Origin of the sequence: Haloarcula japonica DSM 6131 (assembly GCF_000336635.1) — an archaeon.
Classification (GTDB): domain Archaea; phylum Halobacteriota; class Halobacteria; order Halobacteriales; family Haloarculaceae; genus Haloarcula; species Haloarcula japonica.
In genome coordinates, this window is record NZ_AOLY01000009.1 from 23,405 (window position 1) to 42,172 (window position 18,768).

At 63.2% G+C, this 18,768-nt stretch carries 26 protein-coding genes; 11 read left to right on the forward strand and 15 right to left on the reverse strand.

Going from position 1 to position 18,768, the window contains the following annotated elements; all coding sequences use genetic code 11:
• Window positions 1–31 precede the first annotated feature (31 nt).
• From C444_RS05390 to C444_RS05400, 3 genes are all read right to left on the reverse strand, one after another.
• Window positions 32–601 carry a GMP synthase subunit A gene (locus tag C444_RS05390; RefSeq protein WP_004591471.1) on the reverse strand — a complete coding sequence of 190 codons (570 nt, stop codon included), beginning with the start codon at window positions 599–601 and terminating at the stop codon, window positions 32–34.
• Window positions 602–671: 70 nt separating this feature from the next.
• Window positions 672–1,769 (reverse strand): ATP-binding protein, encoded by a 1,098-nt coding sequence (locus tag C444_RS05395; RefSeq protein WP_004591472.1) that lies wholly within the window; start codon window positions 1,767–1,769, stop codon window positions 672–674.
• Window positions 1,770–1,839: 70 nt separating this feature from the next.
• Window positions 1,840–2,388, reverse strand: a complete 549-nt coding sequence (locus C444_RS05400) for a DUF7097 family protein (protein ID WP_004591473.1) — start codon at window positions 2,386–2,388, stop codon at window positions 1,840–1,842.
• An 81-nt stretch (window positions 2,389–2,469) separates the two neighbouring features.
• On the opposite strand from C444_RS05400, the gene C444_RS05405 reads away from it, so the two are divergent.
• Complete coding sequence (locus C444_RS05405) at window positions 2,470–2,817, forward strand: DUF192 domain-containing protein (protein WP_004591474.1); 348 nt, start codon at window positions 2,470–2,472, stop codon at window positions 2,815–2,817.
• A 193-nt stretch (window positions 2,818–3,010) separates the two neighbouring features.
• Window positions 3,011–4,519 (forward strand): (R)-citramalate synthase, encoded by a 1,509-nt coding sequence (locus tag C444_RS05410; protein ID WP_004591475.1) that lies wholly within the window; start codon window positions 3,011–3,013, stop codon window positions 4,517–4,519.
• Between the two features lie 75 nt (window positions 4,520–4,594).
• On the opposite strand, the gene C444_RS05415 is transcribed toward C444_RS05410, so the two are convergent.
• The 5 genes from C444_RS05415 to C444_RS05435 form a co-directional block, all read right to left on the reverse strand.
• Window positions 4,595–5,563, reverse strand: a complete 969-nt coding sequence (locus tag C444_RS05415; RefSeq protein WP_004591476.1) for a terpene synthase family protein — start codon at window positions 5,561–5,563, stop codon at window positions 4,595–4,597.
• Between the two features lie 430 nt (window positions 5,564–5,993).
• Window positions 5,994–6,293 carry a HalOD1 output domain-containing protein gene (locus tag C444_RS05420; RefSeq protein WP_004591477.1) on the reverse strand — a complete coding sequence of 100 codons (300 nt, stop codon included), beginning with the start codon at window positions 6,291–6,293 and terminating at the stop codon, window positions 5,994–5,996.
• Between the two features lie 99 nt (window positions 6,294–6,392).
• Complete coding sequence (locus tag C444_RS05425; RefSeq protein ID WP_004591478.1) at window positions 6,393–8,846, reverse strand: bacterio-opsin activator domain-containing protein; 2,454 nt, start codon at window positions 8,844–8,846, stop codon at window positions 6,393–6,395.
• A gap of 90 nt (window positions 8,847–8,936) precedes the next feature.
• Window positions 8,937–9,611, reverse strand: a complete 675-nt coding sequence (locus tag C444_RS05430; RefSeq protein ID WP_004591479.1) for an HAD family hydrolase — start codon at window positions 9,609–9,611, stop codon at window positions 8,937–8,939.
• Window positions 9,612–9,654: 43 nt separating this feature from the next.
• Complete coding sequence (locus C444_RS05435; RefSeq protein WP_004591480.1) at window positions 9,655–10,116, reverse strand: bifunctional nuclease family protein; 462 nt, start codon at window positions 10,114–10,116, stop codon at window positions 9,655–9,657.
• A 316-nt stretch (window positions 10,117–10,432) separates the two neighbouring features.
• On the opposite strand from C444_RS05435, the gene C444_RS05440 reads away from it, so the two are divergent.
• Window positions 10,433–10,981, forward strand: coding sequence for a hypothetical protein (locus C444_RS05440; protein WP_004591481.1), 549 nt, complete (start codon window positions 10,433–10,435; stop codon window positions 10,979–10,981).
• Window positions 10,982–11,058: 77 nt separating this feature from the next.
• Window positions 11,059–11,394 (forward strand): hypothetical protein, encoded by a 336-nt coding sequence (locus C444_RS05445; protein ID WP_004591482.1) that lies wholly within the window; start codon window positions 11,059–11,061, stop codon window positions 11,392–11,394.
• Between the two features lie 34 nt (window positions 11,395–11,428).
• Here the strand turns inward: C444_RS05445 and C444_RS05450 are convergent, their stop codons facing one another.
• The 4 genes from C444_RS05450 to C444_RS05465 all read right to left on the reverse strand — a co-directional run bounded on the left by C444_RS05450 (window position 11,429) and on the right by C444_RS05465 (window position 13,002).
• The gene (locus C444_RS05450; protein ID WP_004591483.1) at window positions 11,429–11,665 is read right to left on the reverse strand and encodes a hypothetical protein; all 237 of its coding nucleotides are present in this window, start codon (window positions 11,663–11,665) and stop codon (window positions 11,429–11,431) included.
• Window positions 11,666–11,669: 4 nt separating this feature from the next.
• Window positions 11,670–12,059 (reverse strand): prefoldin subunit beta, encoded by a 390-nt coding sequence (locus C444_RS05455; RefSeq protein ID WP_004591484.1) that lies wholly within the window; start codon window positions 12,057–12,059, stop codon window positions 11,670–11,672.
• Between the two features lie 134 nt (window positions 12,060–12,193).
• On the reverse strand, window positions 12,194–12,703 hold the full coding sequence (locus C444_RS05460) for a hypothetical protein (protein WP_004591485.1): 510 nt from the start codon (window positions 12,701–12,703) through the stop codon (window positions 12,194–12,196).
• Window positions 12,700–13,002, reverse strand: coding sequence for a UPF0175 family protein (locus C444_RS05465; RefSeq protein ID WP_004517029.1), 303 nt, complete (start codon window positions 13,000–13,002; stop codon window positions 12,700–12,702). Before C444_RS05465 ends, C444_RS05460 begins: the two co-directional genes overlap by 4 nt.
• 158 nt (window positions 13,003–13,160) lie before the next feature.
• On the opposite strand from C444_RS05465, the gene C444_RS05470 reads away from it, so the two are divergent.
• Window positions 13,161–13,997 (forward strand): pantoate kinase, encoded by an 837-nt coding sequence (locus tag C444_RS05470; protein ID WP_004591486.1) that lies wholly within the window; start codon window positions 13,161–13,163, stop codon window positions 13,995–13,997.
• A gap of 61 nt (window positions 13,998–14,058) precedes the next feature.
• Complete coding sequence (locus C444_RS05475) at window positions 14,059–14,787, forward strand: DUF2103 domain-containing protein (RefSeq protein ID WP_004591487.1); 729 nt, start codon at window positions 14,059–14,061, stop codon at window positions 14,785–14,787.
• A 40-nt stretch (window positions 14,788–14,827) separates the two neighbouring features.
• Here C444_RS05475 and C444_RS21985 read toward each other — a convergent pair whose 3' ends face one another.
• The gene (locus tag C444_RS21985) at window positions 14,828–15,001 is read right to left on the reverse strand and encodes a hypothetical protein (protein ID WP_161607592.1); all 174 of its coding nucleotides are present in this window, start codon (window positions 14,999–15,001) and stop codon (window positions 14,828–14,830) included.
• Window positions 15,002–15,046: 45 nt separating this feature from the next.
• Window positions 15,047–15,691, reverse strand: coding sequence for a hypothetical protein (locus C444_RS05480; RefSeq protein ID WP_004591488.1), 645 nt, complete (start codon window positions 15,689–15,691; stop codon window positions 15,047–15,049).
• A 75-nt stretch (window positions 15,692–15,766) separates the two neighbouring features.
• Here C444_RS05480 and C444_RS05485 point away from each other — a divergent pair, with 75 nt between their 5' ends.
• The 3 genes from C444_RS05485 (at window position 15,767) to C444_RS05495 (ending at window position 16,589) form a co-directional block, all read left to right on the forward strand.
• Entirely contained in the window at window positions 15,767–16,075 is a 309-nt protein-coding gene (locus C444_RS05485) for a 50S ribosomal protein L37ae (protein ID WP_004591489.1), read from the forward strand.
• Between the two features lie 26 nt (window positions 16,076–16,101).
• Window positions 16,102–16,236 (forward strand): DNA-directed RNA polymerase subunit P, encoded by a 135-nt coding sequence (locus C444_RS05490; RefSeq protein WP_004517024.1) that lies wholly within the window; start codon window positions 16,102–16,104, stop codon window positions 16,234–16,236.
• A gap of 101 nt (window positions 16,237–16,337) precedes the next feature.
• Entirely contained in the window at window positions 16,338–16,589 is a 252-nt protein-coding gene (locus tag C444_RS05495) for a KEOPS complex subunit Pcc1 (protein WP_049909228.1), read from the forward strand.
• A gap of 45 nt (window positions 16,590–16,634) precedes the next feature.
• Here the strand turns inward: C444_RS05495 and C444_RS05500 are convergent, their stop codons facing one another.
• A complete protein-coding gene (locus tag C444_RS05500) occupies window positions 16,635–17,237 on the reverse strand; it encodes a metal-dependent hydrolase (RefSeq protein ID WP_004591491.1) in 603 nt (200 codons plus the stop codon).
• Window positions 17,238–17,312: 75 nt separating this feature from the next.
• Here C444_RS05500 and C444_RS05505 point away from each other — a divergent pair, with 75 nt between their 5' ends.
• A complete protein-coding gene (locus C444_RS05505) occupies window positions 17,313–17,954 on the forward strand; it encodes a hypothetical protein (RefSeq protein WP_004591492.1) in 642 nt (213 codons plus the stop codon).
• 17 nt (window positions 17,955–17,971) lie between these two features.
• Window positions 17,972–18,577, forward strand: a complete 606-nt coding sequence (locus C444_RS05510; RefSeq protein ID WP_004591493.1) for a hypothetical protein — start codon at window positions 17,972–17,974, stop codon at window positions 18,575–18,577.
• The last annotated feature ends 191 nt before the right edge of the window (window positions 18,578–18,768 follow it).

Sequence of the window (18,768 nt, forward strand, 5' to 3'; positions counted from 1 at the left end):
ATATAAAACCAGTTACATCACACTTCAGCGACTACTGGCGAGCGACAGACTGCTGGTCACAGACCGACAGGAAGTTCTCGAACACTTCCTCGCCCTCTTCGGTGTGGGCGACCTCCGGATGCCACTGGACGCCGTATATCGCCTCATCCGTGTTGCTCATCGCCTCAACGCCACAGACGTCGGAGGTCGCGGTCCGCTCGAATCCGGGTGGGACTTCCTTCACTTCGTCAGCGTGGCTCGCCCACACACGCGTTTCGGGATGCAGCGAGCCGAGAAGCGGGTCGGCCTCATCGAGAATGTCGACCGTTACATCCGCGTAGCCGCCGTATTCGCCGCCGCCGACCCGGCCACCGAGTTCGTCGGCGATGAGTTGCATTCCCAGACAGATACCGAGTACGGGCACGTCGAGGTCGAGGTACTCGGGGCAGTTCCCGATATCGTCCATATCCGGGCCACCCGACAGGACGATGCCGTCGGCGTCGATTTCCTCCGGGGGTGTCGTGTTGTCCCTGAGCGAGACGTCGACGCCCATGTCCCGGAGCGCGCGCTGCTCCAGGTGGGTGAACTGTCCGTGATTGTCGATGACGTCGATTCGGGTCATTACTGACGCGAAGGCTACGAAGGCGTATATATCTCCTGATGCGGTCGGACGGTTCCGCTCGCGTCCGGCTTCAGGGCCACTCTCGCAGGGTTTGGCGGATATCGTCGAGCACTGTCGGACCGCGAAACTCCAGGGTTACGGTGTTGCCGTCGTCCGTCGCCGTGAGATGTACCGCCCCGCCGTAGCTCTCAACGATCCATGTCGTCAACCACAGTCCGATGCCTTTGGAGTGGCTGAGCTGTGTCTCCGTGCCGCTGTCGAGGACGTCCTGTTCGTGCTGTGGAATCGACGGACAGTTATCGCTGACGTGGACGAACACCGTTCGGTCCTGCTCCTCGACGGTGATGAACAGCGTCGGGGTCTCCTCGCAGTGAATGACCGCGTTCTCGATGACGTTCTGTAACACGGTGTCGAGCATCCAGTCGGCGTACACCCGCGACTCCGCCGGGAGATCGAGTTCCACGGTCACCTCCGGATACGACTGTCTGATCGTCTTCGCCTGTTCCCGGACACACGGTACGAGGTCAATCGGCTCCTGTGCACGGCGGTCCGCGTCGAACGCGAACTCTATCTGTCTCGCCTTCTCCGTAGTGTCGATGATATCGTCGATGGTGTCGTTCAACTGTTCGACGTGTGCACGCGACTTGGGATCACCACGCTCTGCCGTTTCCCGCTGCAGTTCACCGAGGTGGCCGAGCGCGACGTTGAGATCGTTCCGGAGGTCGTGTCGAAGCACCCGAAACAACACCTCGTTGCTCTGGGCGAGGCGGCGTCGGGACCGCCGGAGTTCGAGCAGCCACCCGAACAAAATGCCGCCGAACCCGCCGACCGCAACCCCGCTTGCGAGTATCGACGGGACCATCGAGGACTGCGGTACCGGGGCGAGCAACACGACGATTTTGATGAGCGTAAACAGTGCGATACCGAGCCCACACCACTCCGCGGCGGTCCATATCTGGTCGCCGGACAGCCCACTCACCGGGAGCCAGTAGTTCGCCGCTACCAGGGCTAGCGCCGGTGTCAACCCCACGCTGAGGATGACCACGTCTATCGGGGACGGCCGGACGAGAGACATGCCGTGGGCGAGTAATGCGCCGGAAATCACGACGCCCGTCGCGACGACATATCCCGTCCCCAGCGACTGTTTCGTGAGCGCCGGAGAGGTCACCTTAGTAACTGGTTACGATGTGCCTACTTATCTGTGCGGCAGTAATTATCAAATAAGATATTCGGCGTACCTACAAGTCGTCGTAGCGGTCGGCCGCCGATTCGAAGCCCAGTTCGGATTGCTCCTTAGAGCGGCGCTGTTCCCGCTGTGCGATGGCTTCCGGGTCCGGATTCACGTCGTCGTCGAGCCGTGCCCACGACTGGTGAATCTTGGCGTGACACCACCGGCAGAGAAAGACTGTTATTTCGTGTGATAGCCCGTCACCGCCTTCGCGGTACGAGAGGTGGTGTTCCTCTAGTAGCGGCTGCTCGTCGGAGTGGGCCATCCGCCGCTCTTCGAGTCCGCAGCGCACACACTCCCGGTCGTGGTTCCGGGAACGGAAATGCGGGCAGTCGGCCCAGTCCCACTCCGACTCCGCGTCTGCGTCCGCGTCGTCGGGCGTAATTGCTGCCGGACAACGAAAGTCGTCGGCACTCCGGGCATTAGCGAATTCGGGGTCGTGATGGCCGTGTTCGCGTGCCCAGCGACACTTCCCTTCGCTGGTGACGAAGTCACACCGCTGGACGTGGTCGTATGGGTTGTCGACGCCGACAGACGTTCCCCCGGGAGCCTTCTCCATGCGACATAGTCAGTGGCCGTCACTCTCAAACCCTCCGTTCCGACAGAAGACTTTTTGCCTGCCTACGACTTCCGCGGTGGTATGCGGCTCGTTCACGACCCCGACGGCGCGGCCCACTCCCTCGCGACGGATGTGGAGTATGCTGAGTCGATGCTCGAACAGGGCCGGGGGCTGATGTTCCGGTCATCGATTCCCGACGACTACGCGCTCGTCTTCCCCTTCGACCGCGCGAGCCGACAGTTCATCCATATGCTGTTCGTCCGGTTCCCGCTCGACGTACTCTGGCTCGTCGACGAGGAGGTCCAAGCCGTCGAAACCCTGCAACCCTGGCGCTCGGTCGGCTACGCGAACGCGGACACTGTCATCGAACTGCCCGGGGGCACGGCGTCGGCCGTTTCTGAAGGCGATACGGTCCGTCTGGAATCCTGAACGCGACAGGTATGAGGTGTGGTAGTCAGTTCCGTCACCTTTTAGACCGTGAAGAGTAGAGTAGACACCACTATGTCGGAACACCCGACGGAGGATAGAGGAAGTCGCCGCGAGGCGGCTGGCCGCGAAATTCGTGGCGCGTGATGGAGCATCTTCTGTGAGTCAGAACACACTGTTCGAGGGCCACCCAGCGATGCGTGCGCTCTCAGATGTCGGTGAGGTACAGTTTCTCGACACGACACTGCGCGACGGCGAGCAGGCCCCCGGCGTCTCGCTGACGCCGGACGACAAAGCCGACATCGCCCGCTCGCTTGACGCGGCGCGTATCGACGTCATCGAAGCCGGGAGCGCCTGCACTGGCCCCGGCGAGCGCGAGACGATTTCCCGCGTCGCGGGGCTTGACCTCGACGGCACTGTCACCAGCTTCTGTCGTGGTATCCAGAACGATATCGACCTCGCGCTCGACTGTGGTGTCGACGGCATCAATCTCGTGGTTCCGGCCAGTGACAAGCACGTGGAGCAGAAGGTCGGCACCTCCAAGAGCGAAAACGTCGACAACACCGTCGAGTTGGTGGAGTACGCCACCGACCACGGGCTCTGGGTCGAGGTCATCGGCGAGGACGGGTCGCGGGCTGACCTGGATTACCTCGAAGAGCTGCTCGGAGCCGCCGTCGAGGCTGGCGCAGACCGCATCTGCTGGGCCGACACCGTCGGCCACGCCACACCGGACCGCGCGCTCGAATGCGTCTCCCGGCTCTCGGACCTGGGTCCGGTGAGTACGCACACCCACGATGACCTGGGGCTGGCAGTGACCAACACCTTAGTCTCCATCGCAGCGGGTGCGGACCTCGTCCACGGGACAATAAACGGCATTGGCGAGCGCGCCGGCAACGTTGCCCTCGAAGAGGTCGCCATCGCGCTCGACCACGGCTACGGCGTCGAATCGATGGACCTCACCGAGGTGTACGATCTCGCCCAGCTCATCGCCAACCGGACCGGCATCCCGCTGGCTCCCAACAAGGCGGTTGTCGGCGAGAACGCCTTCACCCACGAGTCCGGCATCCACACCGACGGCACGCTCAAGGACGACTCGATGTACGAGCCGTACCCGCCGGAGAAGGTAGGCCGCGAACGCCGCCTTGCGCTCGGCAAGCACGCGGGCCGGGCCGGTGTTGAGGCCGCACTCGACGAGCACGACGTCGAGGTCACCGATGAGCAGCTCTCGGAGATCGTCAGCCGCGTCAAGGAGATCGGCGACCGCGGCAAGCGGGTCACCGACGCCGACCTGCTGACCATCGCCGACGAGGTGACCGGCGACGCGCGCGATCGCCGGGTCGAACTGCTCGGTCTGACCGCCGTTTCCGGTTCCGATACGCCGACGGCGAGCGTCCGGCTCGCGGTCGACGGCGAGGAGCGCAAGGAAGCGGCAGTCGGGTCCGGGCCGGTCGACGCCGCGATGAACGCCGCCGAGGTGGCGCTGTCTCACACCGACGACGCGACGCTCGAAGACTACCACGTCGACGCGATCACGGGCGGGACGGACGCGCTCGTCACGGTCGAAATCGAGATGTCACGCGGTGATGACCACGTCGTCGTCTCCGCTAGCGACTCGGACATCACACGGGCATCCGTGCGCGCGATGGTCGATGCGATGGACCGCCTCGTCGCCGACGACGAAGAACCGCTCGTCGCCGACGACTGACGGTACGGCCGTTCTCCGCTTCAACTGATATTCCGTAGAATTAGACGTCAGTGTGCCCGTGGACCACGGGGTACGTTACTTGTGTCCGCGGCTGGCTTCGTGGTACTGGAACACGGTTTCCATGCCCTGCACCAGCGCATCCAGGTCGACACTGTCCGTGTCGAACTCGCGGTCACGCACGGATTGGTAGATATCGGCCCATCGGTCTCGGAATCTGCCCTCGAACTGCTCGGCTTTGATTTTGTCGATGAGTTCGGCTTTTCCGTCGGGGTTTTCCAGTTCTTCGGGAGTGACGAACCCTTCTTGGAGGGCCAGCACGACGATTCCCGCGGTGTAGTCCCCTTCCTTGACCTCTCGTTCCCAGGTCGTGAGCCAGTTGCCGATCCGGGCCATCTCTTGCAGGTCCCAGATCAGATCCCGAACCGTGCCGTAATCGGCGAGTTCGAATTCCGGCGAATACATGAGGTCAACGGCCGCGTAGGGGAACATTACCATGTTATGTGCCCCATAGGTTTCGGCCCCGCTGAGGTTCGCAATCCGGGGGTTCTCGTTGACGACCGCGCTGTAATCCATGGCGTTCAGCGTCTGTCGCATATCGTAAGTAAACACGTCGTAGAACTCGTCGACACGCGGCGCGTCAGTCAGTCCCCCCTCGAACTCCCGCCACACGCGCTGGATAAAGGAGAAGTATTCCTCACTTACCGCCGCACGGCTCGGGTCCACGGACGACGGGTCCTGCACGAGTCGGCGGGCCTCTTCGAAGGTGTCTCGGTCCCCATCGTTCTCGACGATGTCGTCCAGAATCGTGACGTACATTGTGAGTATCGTCTTCTGCGTCCGGACGTGGTCTGCGTGGTCCGAGTGGACAGAGGAGAGCGTGAACTCGGGGAACAGCGAGTAGATCCACTGCCAGAGGAACCGGTCACGCTCGCCACAGATCCGCTCGTACTCGTCTGCCAGTTCTGCAACCCGGTCGGGGAGGCTGGTCGTCCGAACCTCTTCGAGAAGGTCCTGTGCATCAACCGAAGGCGACTCAACACTCATTGTGACTGCCCCTCATTGCTTGCACCCTGTATCTCGGCACAGCCAGTGGGATAATGTTCGATTAACTGACGTTTGGGCGTTTCTACTCCTTCAGGTTGAACGGTCACTGCCTCGACGCTCTTGCCCGACTGCGCGCCGGTTTCGATCAGTTGGTGTCCACGGTCCATACATTCGAGAGGCAAAGTTGCACTTATAGTGGTACTGACGTATGAGATGCTAGTAGTGTACTATTAACAGGGAATTTGCTCGACTTTACTCCAAGTTACGTACCAGTTTTTCAATTGCTACCGCGAAAGAAATATCTACTTACTGAAAAATACCGACGGTGTATGAGATAAAAGAGAAAAATAAGGTGACAATAATCGGTCTGTCAGCGGCAGTACTACTCACAACATAGCGCGCCAGCAGAACAGCCGCACGCGGAGCGCAGTTACGCTTCGAGTCCAGTTGCCGCCGAGACGTCACGGGACGGTGTCACCAGCACCGAACGGTTCCCTTCGACTTCGATGCGACAGTCGGCCATGCTGAACACGACCAGCCCATCAGGACTCGGAGTGCCATCCGTATCGGGACGGAACAGTCGGTCCAGCGCATCAGGGTCGATACAGTCACTGATTCGGTCATCGAGATGGACTGGGTCGACACCCAGTGTGTCAGCTACAGCGTGGACGATGGTTTCGCTCAGCGGTTCGTTGGGTGTCGGTCTATAGACCAGTTTTGCCTGGGACATGGTTCGTCGCTGTTTATCCCTTAATGAGTGATTGAAAAGGTGATTGTGGCTATACAGATACAGGCCACCGGACTGGACACTAATAGTATAGCGCAGGTATCAGATGTCGCCGAACACGAGTTCGAGGAGCTTTCGCTCGCTGACGCGAAGGTGGCGGTTGACCGTCGGCTGTGACACGTCCAGGCTGGACGCGATTTCCTGGCCGGTCGTCTCCCGGGGCCAGTCGAAGAAGCCACTCAGATACGCCGTCTGGAGTACTTCGAGCTGTCTATCGGTGAGTTGCTCCTCCAGTGCCGACCGGACTGTACTGTCCCGCTGGCCATTGGACTGTGTGCCGTCACGGCGCGCGATCAGCGTGACATCCGCATAGCGCTCGCCGAGTTGTTCGACGAACTGGCGGACATCGGTTTCGCCCGAGACGACAACTGTCACCGTGAGTCCGCCCGTCGATGTTCGGATCGTTTTCAACCGCCCGCCCTGTTCCAGCAGCGTCCCCGCGACGGTCTGGCCCGTCACACCGACCTCGTAAAGCCCGTCCAACTGGTCGGTCGAGATCGCTCGCGCGGTGTCGACACGGGCCATTGACAGCATCTGTTCCTCGACGACAGCCGGGTCACAGTCCGAGATAGCGAGGAAGAGACGGATAGCACCGTCGCTCCGCTGTACGGCTCCCTCACAGATGACCGGGACGCCGACCCGGTCTGAGAGGTGTGTCAGGAACGACTGCGGGGCCGACAGCGACAGTTCGAGTTCGACAGTCCCGTCGCCGGCCCGCCGCTGTCGGGACTCGACCTCCCGTATCGCGTTCGCAATGGTTTCACCGAGTTCGGTGAACACCTCCTGGAGCATCTCGTCGAACCCGTCTTCCTGTTGGGCGTACACCGTCAGAACGCCGTAGACGAAGTCGTCGTATTCGAGCGGGATGCTGAGCGCCGACTGGAACTCGCGGGAGAGCGCCTCCGTCCGCCAGTGATCTCCACGAAGGTTGTCAGCCACCGATGGGACGATAGTCATCGCTTCGGACTGTGCAGTCTGGACGGCCGGCGGCCCGCCCTCGCGCTCAAGCGACAGTGAGATAGCGTCTAGATAGCTGGCGGTGTCGCCCGCCCACGCTCTGGGGATGAGTTCCGTCGCGTCCTGTCGGCCGATCCAGGCGAAGGAGAACCACTGGGATTCGGCCAACTGGTCACACACCGCCTGCTCGATCTCCTCCGTGGTCTCCGCTTCGACGAGTACCTGATCGATCCGACGAATGATCGCATTGACCTGCTTGAGCCGTCGCAGTTCTCGGTTCTGTTCGCGCCGCTCGGCCTCGCGTTCGCGGAGCGTCGTCTCGCGGTCGACGCGGGCGAGCGCGGCTTCCGCGCTGGCGGCGAGCAGGTCCACCATCTCTCGGGTCCTGGCGTCGCTGTGTTGCTCGCCCAGTTCGATGTAGAACACGCCATGGTCTTCGAGTGGGAGGCAGAGCCGTTTCGCGTCGGCCGTAACCGGTCCCGCACCGAGGTCAATTCGCTCGCCGGGAGCGACCTCGACGGCGCTGTCCTGCACGAACACGTCCCACACCGTGCTCTCGCCCGGTCCGATAGACGCGCTTCGATCCGACTCGGCATCGCCGACGCTACGAAGGGTGTTGTCGCTTCGGTCGAACAGGTAGATCTCCACGTCGGGGAGTTCCAGTACGTCGACGGCCGTCTCGAGTATCTGTTCGGCCACAGCTGTCTTTGTTTCCGTGTGCAGCAGCTTTCTGGTCGACTCGTGCAGCGCCGCGAGCGTCTCCTCGAACCGCTTCCGGTCCGAGATGTCCCGAACGACGCCGACCTGCCGATAGCTTCCGTCTTCGCGGTCGTATGTCGTGAACTTGGTCTCTATCGGGAGCGTGTCTCCGTCAGCCGTTCTGAGGTCCGTCGTCAACGTCCCAACGTCGCGCTCGCCCTGGATGAACTGCCGCGACATCTCCGCTGCCTCCTCGATAACGGATTCGTCCGCCAGCAGCGTCGCGTTTGACCCGACCAGCGTGTCCTTGTCGTAGCCGGTCATCGACTCGACAGCGCTGTTGACCGTCTGCATCGTGAACCCTTCATCAAGCGTGTAAATGCCGTCCTCGATGGTCTCGACGATCCGCTCGTACTGCTTGAGCATCTCCGTCCGCTCGTGGCGTTCGGTGATGTCGTGGACGATACCCAGGTACAGTTCCTCGCCGTCCCACTGCTGGGGCTCGAACGCGATTTCGACCCACCGTTCCGTGTCGCCGACGGAACACGCCGACGTTAGCGGTGTTTCCGGTGACTGACTGCAGTGGGTTCCGAGGTCAACGTCACGTAGATCCGGGAAAAACGCAGCTATCTGGCTGCCAAACACGTCCGACGGGTCCGAGTCGAGGAGGTCACAGAGGTGGTCGTTCCCGGTCCGTATCTCCCCGTCCGTGGCGGTAACGACCACTGGTTCGGGCATTCGCGCGGCGAGAGTCTCCAACAGCACAGGGGGGGACTGCTGTGCCGGTGTGTCACGTGCCGCTTGTTCGTTCTCGTCCGTTCCACCGACCGGCTTCTCCATACCGTTTCACGGCACTTGCCATGGGAAAGGTTGCTTTCAGTATACGTACCAGAACGTGAAGACTGTGTATCCGTTAGGTCCGGATACGGCTCAGTCGCTCCCGCCGCGTCGGCCAACGATCCGAACTACGTCTTCGAGGCCAGACACGTCGTGGTCCGGTGTCACGTCGAGTCGGGTGTCGGTCCGATGCGGACGACGGATGAACGCCGAGTCGATTCCAGCCCGGTGTGCCGCCTCGATGTCGGATTCGTTGTCGCCGACGAACAGGGCGTCACTGACACCGAGGTCCTCCATCGCCCGCTCGAGGTAGTACGGCCGCGGTTTCTTCCGACGGAGGCTCTCGACTGTCGGCTCGCGTGCCCAGACGGTGTCGAAGTAGTGGCCGATATCGAAGTGTTCGAACGCAAACGCCACGGTGTCCCGTTGGTTCGACGAGACCACGCCCAGCGGACAGTCCAGTCGGTCGAGCATGGACACGTCGCCGTAGGGCTGTTTCTCGCCTGCTCGGATAAGCGAACGCTGCACCGCGGTCAGGGCCTCGTCACGAGCTCGGAAGAACTGCTCGGGATCGATATCGTATCTGGTACAGATGGCGGTGAGTTCGGGCACCGTCACGCCGATGCTCATGGCCTCGACGTGGGCCGTCAACGGCGATGGCACACCGAGTTCCTCGAAGGCCTGGCGTGCGCCGACGTAGTGTGCGTCCATGTCAGTCAGCGTCAGCAACACGCCGTCGTTGTCGAAAATGACCGATTCGTACCCCATCAACGGTATCAAGGGCGGACAGACGCAGAAATGTTTCGCGTCCTCACAGCCCGAGATCCTCACTGCCGCCCCCGCCCTGATCGAACTGCTCCGGCGAACGCCCGGCCTCGTCGATAACGTCATCCGTTACCACGACCGGACAATCTACCCGGAGAGCAATCGCGATAGCGTCCGAGGGGCGGGCGTCGAACACCATGTCTTTGCGCCGGTCGTCGGTGTACTGCTCCGCGTCGATCTTCCCGTAGAAGGTCCCGTCGGCCAGGTCGTCGATACGGACCCGGTCGATGGCACCCCCGAACTCCGTCACCATCTCGACCAGCAGATCGTGGGTGAGCGGGCGCTCGAAGGGCTCGCCGGCCATCGCCAGTTGCATCGACTGAGCCTGGTCCTTGCTGACGAAGATGGGGACGATCTCCTCACGCGCACGGAGCAGGACGACCGGCGTGCCGTCCCCCTCCTCGCTGACGCCGACGCCGACCCCTTCGACCGTGGCATCGTGTTCCATGGACCAGTGTTGGGTTCGCGGGTATGAAAAGCTACCCCGACGGCGGTTTCAGTGGCCTATCCCGTAGGCTATCGTGTGACCGATGCCGGTTGTGACCGTGTCGTGTCTCCGCCGCCTCACGCGCACGCCAGCCGTCCCGCCCAGCAGAGACCAGTCCGACACAATACAGTGGTGAGTCCACGCTGAATCGGGATTAAACCGAATTAAAACGGGCGATAGAACGTTCAATTCGAACAAATTCGACTTAATTCGCCTTTTCGGCTTGCCCCCTTCATATGCCATCGGGCCAGAGAGCCAAGCGGAGGCAACGATCACAATGAAACTCACTACGATTGCCGGCGGCCTGCTTGCCGTGCTCGTCATCACGGGCTCGGCGGCGGCACTCCCCGGCGCGGCAGGCGCACAGGCTGATGATCACGCGGACAACGCACAGGCAGGCAACGCTGCCGAGCAGGCGGCGAACGAAACAGCGGACGCAGACAAGAACACGTCGGCCGGCGCTGCCGAGGCGGCTGACCGCCGCGGCCCGCCCGCTGACGCCGGCGAGGCAGGCGACCAGCGCGGCCCGCCGTCGGACCTCCCCGAACAGGTCCCTGACTTCGTCAGTGAAATCCACACGCTCATCGGGCAGAAGCAGGCCGGCGAACTCACGGGCGATCTGGGCGACCAGATCAGCGATCTGACCCCCGGTGACGACAGTGATGCGGCCGAAAACGAGACCGAATCGGCCTCAGAGAGCGTCGACGCGGACGACGCTGATGAGGAGTCGACTGACGAGACGGATGCGGACGAGGAAGCCACTGACGAGACCGACTCGGACGACGAACAGTCCACTGACGACGGAAGCGACGACAGCGACGCGTAATCCCCCTGACCTGCCGGCACTCCACCGACGACCGACCAAGCGCGGTTTTTTTGCTTGCTGACCTCCGAGTGGTGAGTATGGATGACACCGCCGAGTCCAGCGGCCACGACGACGACGGAACTGGTGACCGCACGACGGCAGACCTCCTTGCGGGTGACGAGGACTCGTCGGCGTCGGACTCGTCGGACAAGATGAACCGGAAGCGGGCCCTCCTGTTTGTCTCGCCGTTTCTCGCTATCGGGCTGTTCGACCTCGCGTTGCTCCTTGGCTGGGGACTGGACCCCCTATGGGGGTTCATGATTCTCCCGCCGATACTGTTCGTCTCAGTGCTCGGCTGGATCGCGTTCCGAACCGGGTTCGCGAGCGACCGGACCGGGGACCCAGCCACGACTGACGGTTCGCGGCGTCGGTAGAACACCGAGTGACTGCCCGCTCCGTTGCGGGTCCCTATTCTTCGAACAGGTCATCGACGGCGGCCCGAGCGGCGAGGGCGGCGTCGTCCGCGACCTGTGCCTCGTCCTGCCGACTGTCGGGCGCGTTGACGTACACGTCGACGTCTAGAACGCCGTCTTCGAAGGTGACAGTCACGTCGAGATCCTCAACCGTGCCGACATCGTATCGCGAGAAGACGACGTCTTCGGCTGCGGTCGAGGCTGTCTCGACGACCTCATCGTCTGTCGGCATCGCCTTATGCGCCGCCAGCGCCGGGGCCGCCGGCCGGACCCGCGCCGCCTGCGCCGCCGAGCATCTGCTGGAGCTCGCTCTGGAGCTCTTCGAACTGCTCCTGTACGCGCTCTTCCTGCTTTTCGAGCGTCTCGACGCGGACTTCGAGGCTGTTGACCTTCTCTTCGAGGTCGTCCTGGGCCTCGTCGAACTCGGTCTTCACGAGGAGCTCGCCGACCTCGCGGTACATGGTCGAGTCCTCGTCGATGTCGTCGAGCTCGTCCAGAGCCGTCTGGGACTCCTGGAGCTCCGTCTCGGCCTGCTGTTTCTGTGCGGCGACCTGCTGTGCTGTCTGCTGAAGGTCCTGCAGTTCCTCGAGCTTCTCCTGTGCTTCAGGCGGAAGATTACCCTGCATACCTCCAGAGTTGGGGGCCGCACTGTTAAACCCACGCTTTCAAGTCCAGCAGCGTGACAGCCGGGCGATCCTCCATGGGCCATCATGTACAAAATACGGCGCTGAAAGCCATTACCGTGCCAATTAGCCAAGGCCTACGCGACTTCGCCAACCGCTCGCTCCCGCAGTTCCCCGGTCAGATGCATCCCGTGTTGATCGATCCGCCTGACGATCCGCTTTGCCTGGGTCGGTTTGAGATACTTGTCCTCGATAGCGGCCCGGACCACGACGCCGAAACTGCTCGTCACCTCTGCCCCCAGTCCCTGGCCCATCCGACGGACGGTGCGGTCCTCGGAGACGACGGCCACAGCGGAGCGGTCGTCGCTGTCGCGATGGGCCAGCACGCCCGCAAGCACCGTCACAGCGGCTCCAAGGTCGGCATCGCCAAGCAGAGACTCAGCCTGGTCGACGTGGGCCTCGTCGACACCAGTGTCGACGTCGCCCTCGCGGTACTCAGCCAAGTTTGTCGCGGTCGGTTCGACCTGGACCTCGTCGATGACGGGCTCCGGAATGACGATGTCGCCGTCGAACGCGTCCAACAGCGACAGCTCCCCCACCTGGCCCAGCGAGTACAGCGCCGTCGGCCCGACGTAGATGCGAGTCATAGCTCCGCGGCCGTGTCGGCATCGAGCTCCAGGTCGGACAGTTCGAGCTGCGTCGTCAGGTTGCGCTCGCGGGCCACATCGAGCCACTCGGCGATGGAAAGGTCCGCGAGCTGTGCTGCTTCGGCTGCCGACACATCGCCGGACTGGTACTGCTCGACGGCGACGCGGAGCCGGAGCGTCTCCAGCCCTTCCCGGAGGGCCTTCCGAATCGTGGTCGACCGGTCCTCGGAGAGCAATTCGGCGACATCGTCCAGTTCGTCTTTCTCCTCGCTCGGGAGCCGTGCACTGATTGTTGGCATGTTTTCACAGTCATCTCGTGTAAACACACATCAAACTACGGATCGGAGAATCGCCTGTCGGTCTTCTGAAACTCTGAGCGGAGCGAACGTCCGCCAGCCAACGTGGCCGGAGCGGGCGACCACCAATTCTTAACGCCACCGGGTCCCACGGAGAGGCAATGAGCGACGAAGCACACGCGTTCGTTCCCGGGCACATCACGGGTTTTTTCACCGTTGACCGGGGTGATGACCCCATCGAGACCGGCTCTCGCGGGGGTGGGCTGGCGCTGTCTGACGGTGTTTCTGTCACCGTCAGCCGCGGCGCGGAGACGGAGATAACGCTGAACGATGAGGAAATCGAGGTCGAGGCCGTCGATCGAGTGCTCGACGCGCTGCGAACCACGGCGACTGTCACCGCCGAAACGCCGCTCCCGCTCGGGTCGGGGTTCGGCGTCTCCGGCGGACTGGCGCTGGGCACTGCGTTGGCGGCTAACGCCGTCTTCGGCCATGGACTCTCGTACAACGAACTGGTGACCATCGCCCACGGCGCGGAAGTTCAGGCTGGTTCGGGCCTCGGGGATGTCGTCGCGCAGGCCCGCGGTGGTGTTCCGCTTCGACTCGAACCCGGCGGGCCGCAGTTCAACTACCTCGACGCCATCCCGGCCCGCAGCCGCATCGAGTACGTCACGCTCGGTGAACTATCGACGGCGGACGTGGTCGGCGGCGAGACAGAGGCGCTGACGGCCGCCGGCGAACGCGCGCTCTCTACCGTCGTCAAGGTGCCGAAACTCTCCACGTTCATGCAGGCCGCCCGGCAGTTCTCCCGCGAGGCGGACCTGCTGACGCCGGAAGTCAAGGCGGTCATCGACGACGTGGCCGAAGCCGGCGGGGACGCTGCGATGGCGATGCTCGGTGAGACGGTATTCGCGCTCGGAACCGGGCTCTCCGACGCCGGCTACGACGCTGCTGTCTGTGCCATCTATCCCCCCGGTGCGACCATCGAGGACGACGCCTGAGCGTGTCGCTGCGTGAGGCGGGAACCGTCTTGCTTATCAGCGCGGGCCCGTAGCCTCAGCTATGGACTGTCGGCAGTGTGCCACGCCGCTTGACCGACCGGGCGACTACTGCCTGGTCTGTCACACTGCCAATACGGACGCCGTCGTCCTCGAACTCGACCGTGGGCGGGCGACGGTGACCTCGCTGCTGGACGGATCGGTCGTCGGCCAGCGGACGGTGACGACAACACCGGAGGGCGATGGGAGTGACGAAAGGGTCGTTGTCGAACTCCGGAACTTCGCCGGCCTCGTCGCAGACGAGGTCCGACGCAAACGGCCCGAAGAGGTGTACGTCACTGGCGACCGCGATGTCATCGCCGCCGTCCGCCCGCAACTGCACTACGAGTTCTTCCGCGTCGAGGGCGACGACCCCGTCCAGCGGGTCATCGACCGTCAGGGCGAGCCCGCCTTAGAGGTGGTCGACGCCGCGCCGGCGGAGAAACTCGGCGGGAGCCACTCGACGCTCATCGGCGGCCGGTCGGGCCAGCGCGTCATCCAGACCGTCGCCGGCCACCCCCACGTCAAGAAGGTCATCCCCGGCCCCATCGACGCTGGCGGCGAAAGTTCGCCGACGGGCGTCCGGGCGAAGGCGACCCGCGCCGACGCCAACGGCAACGTCCGGGTGCTCATCCGCGACGGCTCCAGCGTGCAGGAGAACCGCGTCGTCACGACGGCCGGCGACCGCGAACTCGGCGAACACGTCCGGGCTGACCTGAACGAGGCACTCAAGGAAGCCGAACTGCAGGAGTAGCCGGCCAGTGGCTCGGCCGCTATGTCTCGGTCCTGGCGGCTCAGACTTGTACTGGCTGGCCCCGCGTATACCACCAGGCGACGACCGCGATGAAACCGTTCAACACCATCGAAGCGGCGAGCAGCAACCGATTAGAGAAGAAGAACCAGCCGCCACTGAATAACAGAAACAGCGCTGCAAGCCCCCAGAACACGTCTTGGTGCGAAATATCCATACAATGACCTGATGGCGTTAAACTAAGAATTGGTCGGTCCCAGCGTCAGGCAGTTATAACGCCGGCAACGAGCACGGCGGCCACCACGACACCGACGACACCAGTCCGGTGAACAGCCGGTAACGCTGTTCGAACGTCAAGGACCATCGGGAGCGCATGGAGCGCGGCGAGCGCCAGATAGCCAGCCGGGGCGATCAGTGGAAACTCGACGGCCCCGGCGGTCAGTAGACAGAGGCCGACAACGCCCGCACCAAGATAGCCGCGCCCGCGAGCGGGCTGGCCAGCCCCTTCGAGAACGCCACCGGTCCAGCAGTAGCCGACGGTTGTCGATGCCACCCACGCGTGCCAGAACGCCAGTTGCTCGGGGATGACACCGAGGAGGCCAACGACAGTTAACGCCATCGCAGTGGTGTTGACCGCCCCCCAGGCGAGCATCGCATCGGAGAAGCGAACCGAGTCGGGTGCGTGCAGAACCGTCAGGCCGATGAAGCCGCCCATCAGGACGACCCACAGAGCCGTGGCGAGCAGCGCACCGTCAGCACGGCTCGACCACGCAACCACCTGTGTGCCGCCCCAGCCGACCAGTCCGGCCGCCGCGCCCGAGAGGAGGAACTCCGAGGCGGTAAGCCGCCCGCTCGTGGCCGGTGCGACCCGCTGGAGGCGATTGCGAAGGCCATCGAACGCTCCCATCGAGCGATGGTTTGCCCGCCTCCCTCTTGAGTTGTGTCGCTGTGGGGTCTCCGGGAACCGAATCTCGAAGGCCTTATGTGGCCGCTCGGCGGACAACAGACCACTATGGCTAGCAAGAGCGGAAAGACCGGCAGCTCGGGCCGTTTCGGCGCTCGCTACGGTCGCGTGTCCCGACGCCGCGTTGCGGAGATCGAATCGGAGATGAACGAGGACCACGCCTGTCCGAACTGCGGCGAAGACCGCGTCGACCGTCAGGGGACGGGCATCTGGCAGTGCAGCTACTGTGACTACAAGTTCACCGGCGGCAGCTACAAGCCGGAGACGCCCGGCGGCAAGACTGTTCGACGCTCCATTCGGGCCGCACTGTCCGAAGACGAGGAGTAAAGGACCTCCATCCCTATCTCTCAGCTATGAGCTACAAGTGTTCACGCTGTAAGCGCGACGTGACGCTGGACGAGTACGGCGGCGTTCGCTGTCCGTACTGCGGACACCGCGTTCTGCTGAAGGAGCGGTCGCCCGACGTCAAAGAGATCAACGTCAACTGAGGCAGTCGGGACGCGGCTGACAGTCGATGGCCGACTGCGCCACGTTGCGAGCGGTTTTTTCGGGCAGTCCCGCGGCCGACGCGATACCCATCCCGAACAGTATGACCGCGCCACATCAGACCTACCTCACCGCCGAGTATGCCAGCACCGACCTGGCTCGCGCCATCGAGCGGAGCATCCGTCCCGAAATCGATGATATCGAGGGCGACCGAACGACAGCGCGGCTCAGCCGGGACGGACGGCAAGTCGAACTCACGGTCGAGGCGACTGACCTCGTTGCACTGCGGGCGGGTATCAACACGTGGATGACGCTGCGTGGCGTTGCCGAGGACGCTCTGGCGGGACAGAAGTAACGAAAGCGGCACAGAAATGACCGAAAGCGATGCGACAGCGGAGTGTTACTGCCGGTAGCGGTCCGGGACGTGGGCCGCAATCGAGTCAGGGACATTGCCGAACACGACCGGTGCTAGGGCTGCCAGTCGACGACGCAGGAGTCCGTAGGTCGCGCCGGTGAGGAGAGCCGCGGCGACGACCCACCGGAACGGCCCATCTAGAACGACGAACAGCGGCGCGCCGACGAATACCATCAGCCCCACGTCCGCGGGCGAACCGTCGTACAGTATCCATCGCTTCGGCGACCGCCATCGGCCGCGGACGTGGTCGTACACGCCACGCTCGGACGTGGCCTCCCACGGGCGGAGTTCGAGGCCGCCGCCGTACCGGTCCATCCGGCAGTGGAGGGCAGCGCCAATCAGAACGAAGGTGAGCGCAATGAGCAGCGGTGTCTGGAAGATAGCGGCGAAACCGGCACTCGGGAGCGCCGCGAGCGTGTATCCGCTGGGGTAATGCAGGGTGCGCCGATGGCCCGAGTACAGGTCGAGGTCGGGCAGGACACCACCGACGAGGCCGCCCGCGAGCGCGACCGAAGCGTGGTCTGGCGCAAGGACGAGCAGCGGTGTCGCAATAGCGAGCCCCGCTATCGCGTGCGTCGGCAGCATCATATACCTGTATAAGGGCTCGTCGGCGGTATAAACACGTCGCTGGGTTTATTCGCTGTCGTACCACAGTTCGGTGCAATGAGCGATGGTTCCGGCTGTTCCGGGGGTAATCTCGGGAACATCGACCTCGACGACACGTTCGAGAGGCTCTTCCGCGACGGGCGAACAAACGCACTCATCGCGTGGATGCTCGTCGCGATTCTCACGGCCGTGTTCGTCGAAAGCGTCCTCGGAGCCGACTACCAGTGGATTCTGTTCGTTGGTATCGTCGGGTTTGTCGTCCTCGTGCCGCCGGTGGCCTTCCGCGAGTGGCGCGTGATGCTCCCCTGGGAGCTGCTTGTTCTCGCACTGCTCCCGGTCTTGGCCCGTGGGCTTGTCGGCGGCACCGTCGGAACGTTCGCCAGTTACCTCTCACTCGCCGCGCTGGCCTTGCTGGTAATCGTTGAGCTTCACATGTTCACCGAGCTTACGCTCACGCACTGGTTCGCTATTGGCCTCGTCGTTTTGACGACGCTCGCCGCTGTGGCGGCTTGGACCGTGTTCCGGTGGAACGCTGACCGGTTTCTCGGGACGACGTACCTCACGACCAACGAGGCGCTGATGACCGAGTGGCTGTACGTCACACTCGCTGGACTCGCCGCGGGTGTATTGTTCGATGGCTACTTCAGACGGCGTGACCGCCGTCTCTGGCGCGCCATCCGACGGACGGTGAGACGATGAGGCTGCCACGGCCGTCGATGCGGAACCAGCGGCGGATCACCCGCGCGATGCAACTCGTCTTGCTCGGGCTGGTCGGCTACGGCATCATCGCCGGCCAGCCCAAACCGATTACGAACGGTGGTATCGGCCTGCTCGTCACGTTCCTCCCCGCGGTGATGCGGCGAAACTACAATCTGGCCCTGGACCCGTGGCTCGCCCTCTGGATCACTACCGCGGTGTTTCTGCATACGCTCGGTTCAGCCGGGCTCTACGGACAGATCGGCTGGTGGGACCACCTCACCCACGCGATGTCAGCCTCACTCATCGCTGCGTTCGGGTACACGACAGCCCGGACTATCGACCTCCACAACGATTCGATTCACATCCCCCGGCGCGTCTTTTTCGTGTACATCTTCGTCGTCGTGCTCTCCTTCGGGGTAATCTGGGAACTGTTCGAGTTCGCGCTCGATATCGTCGCCACCGAAACGGGTGTCACGATGCCGCTGGCACAACACGGCCTCGACGACACGGTCCGGGATACGATGTTCAATTCGCTCGGGGCCCTTCTGGTTGCGGCGTTCGGACAGGCCCATCTCACCGATGTCGCCGAAACCCTCCGGGAGCGGTTGTTCGTTGTCGACTGACGCCGGGCGTTTCACCGGATATTGGACGAGATGATAGCTAGCGAGGATGTGGCTGAACACAGTGCGTCATCGATCCGAGTGTTTTCTACCCGATAGATTACGACAGGTGTCGTGTACTATCCTCAACATGGAGCCACTGTGGCCGTTGAGTGCGTGATTGCGTTGTCCAGTTATCGCCGTCGCCGCCGAAC